The 12818-nt window shown below is 63.6% G+C and carries 8 protein-coding genes and 1 pseudogene; 5 read left to right on the top strand and 4 right to left on the bottom strand.

What is annotated here, in order from left to right; genetic code table 11:
• The 3 genes and pseudogenes from EOC93_RS29235 to EOC93_RS29225 form a co-directional block, all read right to left on the bottom strand.
• Positions 1-123 (bottom strand): annotated as a pseudogene (locus EOC93_RS29235) (ribulose-phosphate 3-epimerase); the annotation flags it as partial.
• Between the two features lie 167 nt (positions 124-290).
• Positions 291-3974, bottom strand: a complete 3684-nt coding sequence (locus EOC93_RS29230; RefSeq protein ID WP_127206341.1) for a DUF11 domain-containing protein — start codon at positions 3972-3974, stop codon at positions 291-293.
• A 10-nt stretch (positions 3975-3984) separates the two neighbouring features.
• The gene (locus tag EOC93_RS29225) at positions 3985-5979 is read right to left on the bottom strand and encodes a hypothetical protein (RefSeq protein ID WP_095484653.1); all 1995 of its coding nucleotides are present in this window, start codon (positions 5977-5979) and stop codon (positions 3985-3987) included.
• 553 nt (positions 5980-6532) lie between these two features.
• On the opposite strand from EOC93_RS29225, the gene dnaK reads away from it, so the two are divergent.
• The 3 genes from dnaK to pmtA all read left to right on the top strand — a co-directional run bounded on the left by dnaK (position 6533) and on the right by pmtA (position 10538).
• On the top strand, positions 6533-8449 hold the full coding sequence (gene dnaK / locus EOC93_RS29220; RefSeq protein ID WP_127206340.1) for a molecular chaperone DnaK: 1917 nt from the start codon (positions 6533-6535) through the stop codon (positions 8447-8449).
• Between the two features lie 210 nt (positions 8450-8659).
• Positions 8660-9790 carry a molecular chaperone DnaJ gene (dnaJ, locus tag EOC93_RS29215; protein WP_127206339.1) on the top strand — a complete coding sequence of 377 codons (1131 nt, stop codon included), beginning with the start codon at positions 8660-8662 and terminating at the stop codon, positions 9788-9790.
• Positions 9791-9932: 142 nt separating this feature from the next.
• Positions 9933-10538 carry a phospholipid N-methyltransferase PmtA gene (pmtA, locus tag EOC93_RS29210; protein WP_095484656.1) on the top strand — a complete coding sequence of 202 codons (606 nt, stop codon included), beginning with the start codon at positions 9933-9935 and terminating at the stop codon, positions 10536-10538.
• A 56-nt stretch (positions 10539-10594) separates the two neighbouring features.
• On the opposite strand, the gene EOC93_RS29205 is transcribed toward pmtA, so the two are convergent.
• Positions 10595-11407, bottom strand: a complete 813-nt coding sequence (locus tag EOC93_RS29205; RefSeq protein WP_095484657.1) for a sulfite exporter TauE/SafE family protein — start codon at positions 11405-11407, stop codon at positions 10595-10597.
• Positions 11408-11657: 250 nt separating this feature from the next.
• On the opposite strand from EOC93_RS29205, the gene EOC93_RS29200 reads away from it, so the two are divergent.
• The gene (locus tag EOC93_RS29200; protein WP_127206338.1) at positions 11658-12254 is read left to right on the top strand and encodes an NADPH-dependent FMN reductase; all 597 of its coding nucleotides are present in this window, start codon (positions 11658-11660) and stop codon (positions 12252-12254) included.
• 20 nt (positions 12255-12274) lie between these two features.
• Positions 12275-12818 (top strand): orotidine-5'-phosphate decarboxylase (gene pyrF, locus EOC93_RS29195; protein WP_127206342.1); only part of this gene is annotated, 544 nt, incomplete at its 3' end.

The following is a 12818-nucleotide window of genomic DNA, read 5'->3' as shown; positions in this document are numbered from 1 at the left end:
GCCGTCCATCACATCGAGATGGATCCAGTCGGCCCCGGCCGCCGCCGCCGCCGCGACCTCGTCGCCGAGCTTCGAAAAATCCGACGCCAGCACCGATGGCGCGATCAGGGTTTTTTTGCTCATGATCCGGCCTTTCCAGGCGCCCGTGGTTGCGGGCACGTCGTCTGGATCGACTGCTAGACCATGATCCGGAAAAGGGGAAGCCGGTTTGTCCTTGGCGCGATGGCTTCAGATGTCGGCGCCAAGACCCCGCCGGATTGCACCGGCGGGGTTTTGGTGGGTGCGAATGGTTAGTTCAAAATGCTGTTGCGCGCGGGATCCTGCTGCCGGGGAATCCGTTGTTGCCTCGGCACAAACTGCTGCAGGATGTTCGGGTTCAAGAGGTTCGGATTGATCTCCAAGCCCGGCCTTCTGCGGATCGGGGTGCAGTCCGGATACTGTCCGGTTGTCCCAACCGGGCAGCGCCGCTTGATGATCGGCTGACACTGGCCGTCGATCAGCCGTGAACCGGGCGCACACTCCACCTGCGGCCGGCGGCATGCGCCTCTGATCACCTCGGTCCCGCGCGGGCAGACACAGGCGCCGCGTTTGTTGTGGACCTGGCCGCGGATGGTGCACTGTTCCACGGTCGGCTTTTTGACGATCGGCACGCAGGCTCTGCCCTTCAGTTCCGTCCGTCTCGGGCAGACGCAGTCGCCGTTCTTGGTGCGGATCTGGCCGGGCAGCAGCTTGCATTGCTCCACTACCGGCGGCTTTTTCCGGATCGGCCGGCAGGCGTCGCCCCTTAGCTCCGTCCCTCTCGGGCAGATGCAATCGCCGTCCTGGGTACGGATCTGGCCAGGCAGCAGCTTGCACAGGCGTGCCGGCGGGTCGTCGGTCGACACGCACCTGCGGTTCTCCAGCTCGGTTCCGCGCGGGCAGATACAACGCCCGTCGGAGGTCCGGATCTGGCCCTTGAGCAGCACGCAGCGCTGCGGGTCCTTCGGCTTCGGTATGATGACCGTGCCGCCACCGGACGAGCACTGGCCGTTACGGAAAGTGGTGCCTTCCGGGCAGACACACCGGCCGGCGTCGTTCGTGACGAGGCCTGCCGAGCACTTCTTCTGCACCTCACGCTTGATGGTGAAGGGATGGCAGGCATAGGCCTTGCCACGATCGCCCTGCACGTTGGTCGGGTCGCGGGAGAGCACGTCGCCCGCGCCTCGCACCTGCGTGTCGGGGGACAGCACGCCAACGCAGTTCTGGCCGCTGACGGTGCCCTGCAGATTGGCCAGGCGGCCGTCGTCGGGAATGATCACGGTCACTTGGTGAACGTGGCTTTCCCCGGCGCCGAGCGTCAAATTGGCGATGCAGGATGCGGGCAAGGTCGCCGGTTCCGGCGCGCAGCCGAAGGGCGGGTCGATCGAGGTGATCGCAACGCCTTCCAGCCGGCCGAGGCCTTCAACGCCGATCGCATCCCCGATGCGAACCGGACCGGAGAAGGTGCCTTCCCCATCATTCGTGATGGTGATCTCGAACGAGCAGGGCTGGCCGACCCGGCACTCGGCATCGCCGGTCTTTTCGACCCGGATGGTGGCAGGGCCGCCACCCTTGGCGCAGGCCCTGCCGATCGGATAGACGATCTCGTCTCCGGGCGCTGGGCCGTAAGAGCCGCGCGCACAGTTCTCGAATTCGCCGTTCGCAGCAACCGTCACGTCGAAGTGGCGGCTGGTTCCAGGCGTCATCACGGCGCCAGGAATCTGGCACGACAGCGTATTGGCCGGAACCGGTCCGCACGCCCATTCGGCGCCATCAGGGATGACGGTCTGGATCTGGATGGGCGCGCCGCCGGCCACCAGCGTGGCGGCATCGTTGACCCGCACCGGACCGGTGGGGGCCGTGGTGCCGGTGCTGATGACGGTGATGCGGCAGGTGACGGCCGCAGCACCGGCCAGTGCTCCGCCGCACACCTTGGTGATGCGCATGGCCGGCTTTCCGCCATCACGGATGCGTTGCTTGGCGCAGGCCTTGTTGTTGGTGAGGTCGTTCTCACCGGGGATGGCCTTCACTTCGGCGCAGTTCTCGACGGTGTCCGGCCGGTAGCCGGCCGGCATCACCGCTTCGACGAAGATCGGCGTCGAGGCGCCCGGCGAGAGCACGATGCCGGCATTGTCGCAACGGAACTGGCCGGGGCCGTTCGGCCCGCATGTCCAGGGCGGAGTCGGGCCGAAGGTCGAGGATACCGGCGCGCCGCCCGGATAGGTGTCCGTGACCGTCAGCGGCCCGTCATAGGGGACGCTGCCGTTGTTGATGATGTCGATCACGAAGGTGCAGACACCATCGGCCGTGCAGACCGGGGTGCGCGCACGCTTCTTCAGGATCAGATCGACCTTCTTTTCCACCGGCGGCCGGCAGTCGCGGTCACGGTCGCCACGCCGGCAGATCGGGATCGAGGCGCAGCCGCGGTCGTTTTGCTGGCTGCCGAACAGCGGCTTGCCGCTGGCGCCATAATTATAGGCGGCGCAGTTGCGCAAGCTCCGACCTTGCCAGCCTGCGGCCGGCTTGAAGCCGAGCTTGAGGTCGACAGAGGCACCCGGGTTGAGCGTGGTCACCGGATGGGTGCACGTCATCGGGGTGGCCGCCGGCGCACAGACCCAGGGCGCATTCGGTCCTGAATCGAGGGTGGAGCCGGCCGGCAAGGTCACGTCGTCGAGAACGATCTTGCCGTGATACGGCCCGTCGCCGACATTGGTGACCTTGATGGTGAAGTCGCAGCCGCCGCCCATCGTGCAACGCGGAACGTTGGCGCGTTTTTCGACTTTCAGATCCGGTTCCCTGTCCTTGGGCGGACACCTCTGGTCACGCGGAATGACAATTTCGATCGTCTGCGTGCAGCACAAGCCCCAGCCCTCCTCCGGGCCGGCATAGGTTTCGATGCCGGTGACGACGAGGTGGATGACGTCTCCGGGTGACGCACCGACGATCTTCCAGTTGAGCACACCGCCGCCCGCCGGCACCAATTGCGTGTCGGGGATGATGGTGATGCCGGGTGTCGTCGTCGAGAGATGCACCCACTTGCCGCCCATCTCGGGGCCGACCGGCATATGGTAGATGAAGGCGCCGCCGCCGGGCACGCAATCGAGCGTGCCGCGCTCCACCTTGAAGCATTCCTTGCCGGGAGGTGGAGGCGGCGGGTTGCATTTGGTCAGGTCGATCTTGATCGAGGTCTTTTCGCCGGTAAGGATGTTGCCGTCGTCCGGCTTGCCTGGGTCTTGTGACGGGATGATGGTCCCGGTGCCGGGCCCGACGGTTATCTTGATCATGCCCTGATTGTCGACGATCGCCGGCGAGGCAAACGCCGCATGGTCGATCTTGGCGGTGATCTGGAAGGTGATGACGCGTTCGTTTGGAGCGCCGACGCCGTCGAGATCGGCGGCGGATATCCGGAAGTCGGAAACATCAGCCGTGTCGTTGGGATTTGCCGACGTGCTGATCGAGGCTCCGGGCAGCGGTCCGCCGGACGCATCCGTGCCGTCGCCGGACAGATGCACGCCGACGATCCGCAGGCCATGCGGAAGCTGGTCCTTGAAGTCGATCCTGGCCTTTTCCAGCGCGGTCGCGAGGCCTGGGCTGGCAAAGGCTTGCGGGTTGCCGCGCAGGCCGAAGCTCAGGGAATATACGACATAGTCGCAGCCTCGTTGTCTGCCTTTCTTGGTGAAGAAAGGCACGACCCGGCCGGGCCGCGGATTGACGATGCGCGGCTCATCGAGGTCGAGCCCGAAATCCGGACTGGCGGTTTCGAGCGGACCGGAATCGGCAGGCTTGTCGATGTCGGCCTGGCTGGTCTGGACCGGAACAAGATCTTCCGCGAAGCCTTGCCCCGGGCTCAGCATGGCGACCGCGATACCGGCCGCCATCAGCCAGCGCGCGCCGCGCCTGGAGAGTGACAGCGGTTTCATAGTCGTCGCGAGTGGGGAAAGTGCTGAAATGCTCATCTTCCCCTCCTCAACGTTCGCAGCTGACGGCTGGGGTTCTGAGCGGCACCGTCATCTTGCAGCAAGGGAAATAGCCGCCCTTGTCGCGATCGAACTGCTTGTAGAAGCAGAGCCCGACATCGACCGTGTCGCCAGGATAATGGCCGGTGATACCTATCGTGTAGGGCGCGCCGGGAGCATGGGAGAGGAGTGAGGTCACCCCGACGCCTGATGTCCTGGACAGAGCCTTGATCGAATCGCCGCCAAAGCCGGCATGGTCACGGAGATAGAGTTCGGCCTCGAGGCCGGAGGGCGTGCAGAAATACCTGACATCCTCGACATCGAGGCAAGGAGGCACGCCGCCGGGGGGCGGGAAGTCGGGCGGATAGAAAGGTGGCAGGTAACCGCCGCCCGGTACCTGCTCGTAATAGCCGGCACGACCCTCGCAGGGGTGCCAGACCTCGACATCGCCGACATGGCCTTCAACCTCGGGGTCTTCGAAATAGCCGTCGAAGTCGACGAACCACGAGCCGAAGGGCGGCACGTTGGCCGGCTTGACCAGTGCTGTCGGCGTGATCTGCACGCCGTGCACGGCGAGCGGCCCGCCGCCGGCAAGCTGTTCGGCAAGTGCGGGATTGTCGCGCAATTTGTCGCCGGTCTTGACCAGCGTCTCGGTGCAGACGCCGGCATCGAGATTGCCGTCGGAGTCGTAGCCATATTGCAGGTCGAGGCCGCCGGCCGACTGCCGGTTGTCCTCCGGGAAACCGACCGCATATTCCTGCGGCATTTCCACCCAGACTGATTCCGTCGCCGGATCGTCCGGGTTATCGCGCCAGTAGCGGATGACCTCGCCCTTGCCGGAATCGGCGAACTGGCTGTAGTCGTAGCGGTTTTCTATCGGGCCGCGCTGGGCCAGGTACATGAAGCCGCTGATGTCGAAAGCGATGTCGGTTACGGCTTGGTCCTTGTCGGCCTTGACCGTCAGTTCCCAGCGCGTGTCACCGGCAAAACTGCCGTCGCGGGCAACGCCCACCGACCAGATCTCGGCCTTTTCACCGACCGAATAATAGAGCCGGCCGCCATGATAGGCGACGGACCAGACGCGGCGCTCGTCCTGCGTATAACCCCAGCTGTCGGGGTCTTCGCTGTCGAAGGCAGCGTCCTCGATGTCCATGACCGAGCCATCGTCGGCAAGCGGGGCCAGCCCGTGCGCCGGGCGCCCGGCAACGCCGTGGTCGAACGTGTCGACCGACGTGCCGTTGGCGTCGACACGGTGTATGAGACCGGTGTCGAGGTCACTGGCGAAGATCTGGCGGTGGATATTGTCGAAGGTGATGTCGCCAACGCCGGGACCGCTGTTGGTGTCGATGTCGGCAAATTTGCTCACCTGGCCGGTGATGCCGTCGATCTTCCAGATCGTGCCCGGTCCGCCGCCGTTCTCGGTGCCGAACTGGCCGTCCATAAAGATGGCGCCGGCAGCACCGCGACGCTGCCGCTCAGGGCGCCCGTCCGCATCTTCGTCTGATGTGACGATGCGGATGCCGTGCAGCGAGCTGGCGCCGGCATAGAGGTTCGGAATGCCTGATGGAACACCGTCGCGGACGCCGTCGTCATAGGTGATGCCGAACACCTGGCCGATCTGCTCGGCTGTCACTTCGAAGGGCGGCGGCGTGAAGACGAGCTGGCCGGAGGCCGGCCCGCCTAGCCTTGAAACGTCGAAAACGCGCAAGGTTGCGCGCGTCGTGTCGATGAAGGTTTCGTCGACGGGATCGACGCCGGGCGGCAAGCCTGCTTCGAAATTGGGCCCCTCTTCGAAATTGGGAATGACAGTGCCGGAAAACCCGGTCACCGCTATCGAGCCCGGATAGATGATCTGCGTTTCCTGCGCCTGGGCGGCACAGCCAAGCCACAGGGTGGTGGCGAGCGCCAGGAATCTACTGGTTGCCGGGAATCCACTGGTTGCTTGGATCGCACGGCGCAAACGGCCAGCACGAGAGCGCACGAACGCGCCGTGGTCGCAAGACATGGAATTCCCCCCGCGGGCGGGAGAAACATCCGGTCTTGCCGCGCAAATCAGGGCAAGGCGCGACGTTCCGGCACGTTTTTCCCTGATCGAATTGTCTGCTTTCCTCGCAGTCACGATACGCCGGCTCTTACGCAGGGTCAACGGAATCAGCGGAAAGCCCAGCGGATCGCCCCCATCCCGAAAGCGGTGGTCGCGCTGAGTTCCCCGAGACCGCGGAGCCTTTGGATTTCCAGTCATGGCACTTTCCTTTCCGGGGCCGCACCATGCAGCACCTAGGTGTCAGTCGCGAACAGACGCGGAAAGGTTCATGGGAAGCGCTGGACGGCCTGGGCTCACCGTGCCATGGCCGGAGAACACCCGGCTCGGCCCGAGCAAAGGATGTTGGACGGCCTTGCGCAGAATGCTTGCGCGCCGCGCAGCCTGTTCTTATATACGCGCCAAGCCGTTCGACGCCGGAATGCCGGTTGCCGAAGCGGAATTTCTTGTGAACAGGGGCTTTCGTCGGAACGCCTGTACGGGTCCTGAGAGCCTGCTTAGCGGAGAGACTAGAAAAATGGCAAAAGTAATCGGTATCGATCTGGGGACCACCAACTCCTGCATCGCCATCATGGATGGCAAGGAGTCGAAGGTCATCGAGAATGCGGAAGGCGCGCGCACGACCCCTTCCATCGTCGCCATCAACAGCGATGGCGAGCGCCTCGTCGGCCAACCGGCCAAGCGCCAGGCGGTCACCAATCCTGAAAACACCATCTTCGCGGTCAAACGCCTGATCGGCCGCCGGTATGACGACCCGGTGACTGACAAGGACAAGAAGCTCGTCCCCTACAAGATCGTCAAGGGTGACAATGGCGACGCCTGGGTCGAGGCCGGCGGCAAGAAGCAGTCGCCCAGCCAGATCTCGGCAATGATCCTGCAGAAGATGAAGGAAACGGCGGAAGCCTATCTCGGCGAGAAGGTCGAGAAGGCGGTCATCACCGTTCCGGCCTATTTCAACGACGCCCAGCGCCAGGCCACCAAGGACGCCGGCAAGATCGCCGGCCTTGAAGTGCTGCGCATCATCAACGAGCCGACCGCGGCCGCACTTGCCTACGGCCTCGACAAGAAGGAAGGCAAGACCATTGCCGTCTATGACCTTGGCGGCGGCACGTTCGACATTTCGGTGCTCGAAATCGGCGACGGCGTCGTCGAGGTGAAGTCGACCAATGGCGACACCTTCCTCGGCGGCGAAGATTTCGACATGCGTCTGGTCGAGTATCTGGCTGCCGAGTTCAAGAAGGAACAGGGCATCGACCTGCGCAACGACAAGCTCGCCCTTCAGCGCCTCAAGGAAGCGGCCGAAAAGGCCAAGATCGAGCTGTCGTCCACCACACAGACCGAGATCAACCTGCCCTTCATCACCGCCGATGCCAGCGGCCCCAAGCACCTGACGCTGAAGCTGACGCGGGCGAAGTTCGAGAGCCTGGTCGAGGATCTCGTCCAGCGCACGATCGAGCCCTGCAAGGCGGCGCTCAAGGATGCCAGCCTGAAAGCTGGCGAAATCGACGAGGTCGTCCTGGTTGGCGGCATGACCCGCATGCCCAAGATCCAGGAGATCGTGAAGCAGTTCTTCGGCAAGGAGCCGCACAAGGGCGTCAATCCGGATGAGGTCGTCGCATTGGGCGCCGCCATCCAGGCTGGCGTGCTGCAGGGGGACGTCAAGGACGTGCTGTTGCTCGACGTGACGCCGCTGTCGCTCGGCATCGAGACGCTGGGTGGCGTGTTCACACGGCTGATCGAGCGCAACACGACGATCCCGACCAAGAAGAGCCAGGTGTTCTCGACGGCCGAGGATTCACAGTCGGCCGTGACCATCCGCGTCTTCCAGGGCGAGCGTGAAATGGCCGCCGACAACAAGGCGCTCGGCCAGTTCGACCTGGTCGGCATTCCGCCGGCGCCGCGCGGCGTGCCGCAGATCGAGGTCACTTTCGACATCGACGCCAACGGCATCGTCAACGTCTCGGCCAAAGACAAGGGCACCGGCAAGGAGCACCAGATCCGCATCCAGGCGTCTGGCGGCCTTTCGGACGCCGACATCGAGAAGATGGTGAAGGACGCCGAAGCCAATGCCGAGGCCGACAAGAAGCGGCGCGCGCTGGTCGAGGCCCGCAACCAGGCCGAGGCGCTGGTGCATTCCTCGGAGAAGTCGCTGAAAGAATATGGCGAGAAGGTTTCCGAGGCCGACCGCACGGCGATCGCCGATGCGATCGCGGCGCTGAAGACCGCCGCCGAAGGCGACGACGCGGCCGAGATCGAAGCCAAGACCCAGGCGCTCGCCGAAACCTCGATGAAGCTCGGCCAGGCCATGTACGAGGCTTCGCAGAAGGAAGCCGCGGAAGCCGACGCCAAGGCGGACGCCGCCAAGGACAGCGACGTGGTCGATGCCGATTTCGAGGAAATCGACGAGGACGACGACAAGAAGAAGTCGGCCTGAGCCGCCTGACGGCAGATAAAGCGGAAAGCCCGGCGCAAAGCCGGGCTTTTTTGCAACTCTGACCGAAAAAATACGGGCTTGATCGAAAAAATGCGGGCAAGCCCGCGTCGACACTGGCATCCCGGCCCCATCGCACCTAAATCGGAACAGCGTGCCGGCAAACGACGCAACAAGGCTTCAAGACGTTGAATATCCGGACTGCAGGAAAAGATGAAAGCTGATTTCTACGAAACGCTGGGCGTGCAAAAGGGGGCAGACGAGAAGGAGCTCAAGAGCGCTTTCCGCAAGCTCGCCATGCAGTTCCATCCCGATCGCAATCCCGGCGACCATTCCTGCGAGCACAAGTTCAAGGAAATCAACGAGGCCTACGAGACGCTGAAGGACCCGCAGAAGCGCGCGGCCTACGATCGTTTCGGCCACGCCGCCTTCGAGCAGGGCGGCATGAATGACGGCGCGCAAGGCTTCGGCGCCGGCGGCTTCGCCGACATCTTCGAGGATATTTTCGGCGACATGATGGGCGGGCGCCAGCGCCGCTCCTCAGGCGGCCGCGAGCGCGGCGCCGACCTGCGCTACAATATGGAAATCACGCTGGAGGAGGCATTCGCCGGCAAGACAGCGCAGATTCACGTGCCAGCGTCGATCTCCTGCACGGAATGCTCCGGCACCGGCGCCAAGCCCGGCACCCAGCCCGTCACCTGCTCGATGTGCAACGGCCACGGCAAGGTGCGCGCCACGCAAGGCTTCTTCTCGATCGAGCGCACCTGCCCGCAATGCCAAGGGCGTGGCCAGACCATCAAGGAGCCGTGCCCGAAATGTGCTGGTCAGGGTCGCGTCACCGAGGAGCGGTCGCTGTCGGTCAACATCCCGGCCGGCATCGAGGACGGCACCCGCATCCGCCTCGCCAATGAGGGCGAGGCCGGCCTGCGCGGCGGCCCGTCGGGCGATCTCTACATTTTCCTTGCGGTCAAGCCGCACGAATTCTTCCAGCGCGACGGCGCCGATCTCTATTGCAAGGTGCCGATCTCGATGACGACGGCCGCCCTTGGCGGCTCCTTTGAGGTGGCGACGCTGGACGGCACCCAGACGAAAGTGAAGGTGCCGGAAGGCACCCAGAACGGCCGTCAGTTCCGCCTCAAGGGCAAGGGCATGCCGGTGCTACGCCAGCACAATGTCGGCGATCTCTATATTCAGACCGCGGTTGAGACGCCGCAGAACCTTTCCCGCCGCCAGCGCGAGTTGCTGGAGGAATTCGAGCAGCTTTCCTCGAAGGACAATTCGCCCCAGTCGAGCGGCTTTTTTGCCCGCATGAAGGACTTTTTCGAAACCTTCAGCGAGCGCTGATGCCTATTCTCGTCAATCGGGTGTAGAGTGCAATTAAGGCGAAGCTTCCCTAGCGTCATCAACATCTTATACCGGCATCCGCCTTGCCTAGAACCCCGTAGCTGCTAAGTAGCCTCTCGGGGGAGCGTTCAGGAGAACTTGCATGGCACATGGTCCCGGACTGCGAAAAGCGCTGGCGGAAAAGTTCGACGACGAACTGAAGTTCTTCAAGGGCTGGATCGACAAGCCGAAGGCAGTCGGTTCGATCGTGCCGACCAGTTCCATCACGGCCCGCAAGATGGCATCCGTCGTCAACCCGAAGTCGGGCCTGCCGGTGCTCGAAGTCGGACCCGGCACCGGCGTCATCACCAGAGCCATCCTCGCCCAGGGCGTAAAGCCTGAAAATCTCTATGCGGTCGAATATTCCCCCGATTTCGTGCGCCATCTGCGCCGGCTCTATCCCGGCGTCAACGTTATCGAGGGCGACGCCTTCAATCTCGATGCGACGCTTGGCGACAAGAGCGGCCTGACCTTCGATTCGGTCGTCTCCGGCGTCCCACTGCTCAATTTCCCGGTCGCCCAGCGCATCGCCTATGTCGAAAGCCTTCTCGACCGCATCCCGACAGGCCGTCCGATCGTGCAGCTGACCTACGGCCCAATGTCGCCGATCCCGCCTGGCCGCGGCGACTACACGGTTGAGCATTTCCATTTCGTCATCCGCAACATCCCGCCAACGCAGCTGTGGATCTACCGGCGCGCGGCACACTAGGGTCGAAACTTAGCCAGCCGCCGCAAATGGCCTAAAATGGGTGGAAGCGGACATCTCTACCTCGCCTGGTGCCAGACTTTCCACGCGGAGATTACGAGGATCGCGGCTAGCGCTGGCAATAGCAGGGCGCTAGGAACGATGCCGAGCAGAAAACCGCCGATCAAGGTCCCCATGATTGATCCAGCTGCCATTACAAGCAAGAGCGACCGATTTCGTCCGATGGTGGCGAAGCTCTGATCGCGGCTGTAGCGTGAGAAGCCGACCAGCACCGTCGGAAGGCTCACGGCGAGCGACAGGCTTCCAGCAAGCTTGATGTCCGCACCGAAGAGCAGAACCAGCGTGGGTATCAGGAGTTCGCCGCCGGCAACGCCGAGAAACGACGCGACGACGCCTATTGCGAACCCTGCGACAGCACCCACCGCCATTTGGGCCGTACCCGTCAACAGTGCTCGCCCCACACTGGCATCATGTCCGAACACAAGCACAGCCGCGATGACGATGAGCAGCGCTGCGATCACCCTGTAGAGCGTTTCCGATTTCAGGCGCGTTGCCCATCCCGCTCCGAACCATGCGCCGAGAAGGCTTCCGGCAAGCAAATTCACGATGATCGGCCAATGCGCCGCAATCTGGCCAAAAGGCACCGTGCCCATGCGAAAGGGTAGCGCCGTGGCGACGACCACCAAGCTCATGGCCTTGTTGAGGATGACGGCTTCCAGCGCGGTGAAGCGGAAGACCCCGATCAGCAGCGGCAAACGAAATTCAGCACCGCCGAGGCCGATCAGGCCGCCGAGAGCGCCAATGATTGCGCCACCGCCGAATGCAAGCGGAAGTTTTTGCGGAGGATTTGTCGAGGTCAATCCTTGAGTCATAGCGCTATATCTACACGGAAACGACGCCTGGAACAGGCGATCCTTGGCCCGTCATTAAGCGTCCGCTCCGCGTCGAACTCGGTCGCTCAGAGTGAGCGAGGTTTGATCCCTTGAGCGAGGTGCGTCCTCTTGGACGCACAACACCTTGAATCCAAGCATCGTGCTTTCCAGAAATCGATTTTCGATTTTTGGGCCGATGCGTTGATCTGAGCGATCCTTGGCTGTACCTGTCCGGGGACAAAGGTGGCCAATGGCAGTGATCCCGAAAATTCTCGTCTTCGCGGGCTCGATTCGCGCTGGCGCCTGCAGCGGCAGGACCGCCGACGTGGCGCAGAAGGAACTCGCGATGCAGGGCGCCGAGGTGACCCGGATCTCGCTTGCCGACTATCCGCTGCCGATCCTGGACGAGGATCTGGAAAAGGAGAAAGGCGTTCCCGAAAACGTCTTCAAGCTTGCCAGGCAGATCGCTGCCCATGACGGGCTGCTGATCGCGACGCCCGAATATAACGGCTCCATCCCGCCGCTGCTCAAGAACACTATCGACTGGGTGAGCCGGGTGCGCACGGATGGCGGGCGGTCGTTCAGGCCGTTCACCGGCAAGCCCGCCGGCCTTTGTTCGTCTTCCAAAGGACACTTCGCCGGGGTACGCTGCATCAACCATCTGCGCGCCGTGCTGGTGCGCTGCCAGATGGAGGTGGTAACGCCGGAGTGTTCCGTGCCGGAGGGCGGCAACGCCTTCGACGACGACGGAAATTTCAGGGACGAGAGACTGAACAGATCGATGGAGCACCTATGCCGCACGCTGATCGAAACCTCGCGCCTGCTGTCCACGCGGATCGAGGCTTGATCCAGGAGCGCGCCAGCACCATGCAAGACAGGCTGATCGTCGGCCTCGACGTGCCGACGCTGAAGGAAGCCGAGAAGGCGGTGCGCGAGCTCGACGGGGTCGTCTCCTTTTACAAGATTGGCTATCAGCTCGCTTTCGCCGGCGGGCTCGACTTCGCCCGCGAGCTCGCCAGCGGCGGCACCAGAATCTTCCTCGACATGAAGCTGCTCGACATCGACAACACAGTGGCCAAGGGTGTCGAGGCCATTGCCAGGATGGGCATGACCATGCTGACGCTGCACGCCTATCCGAAGACGATGAAGGCAGCGGTCGAGGCCGCCAGGGGCAGCGATCTCTGCCTGCTTGGCGTCACCGTGTTGACCTCGATGGACGAGCAGGACGTGATCGACGCCGGCTATGAATATGACCCGCATACGCTGGTGCTGAGGCGCTCCGAGCAGGCGCTGCATGCCGGCATGGGCGGCATCGTCTGCTCGGCCGAGGAAGCGGAAGCGGTGCGCCGGATCGTCGGGCCCAACCTGGCCGTCGTCACGCCGGGAATACGGCCCAAGGGCAGCGACCATG

The organism is Mesorhizobium sp. M6A.T.Ce.TU.002.03.1.1 (assembly GCF_003997275.1).
GTDB lineage: Bacteria > Pseudomonadota > Alphaproteobacteria > Rhizobiales > Rhizobiaceae > Mesorhizobium > Mesorhizobium mediterraneum.
This window is presented reverse-complemented; position numbering and strand designations above follow the sequence as displayed.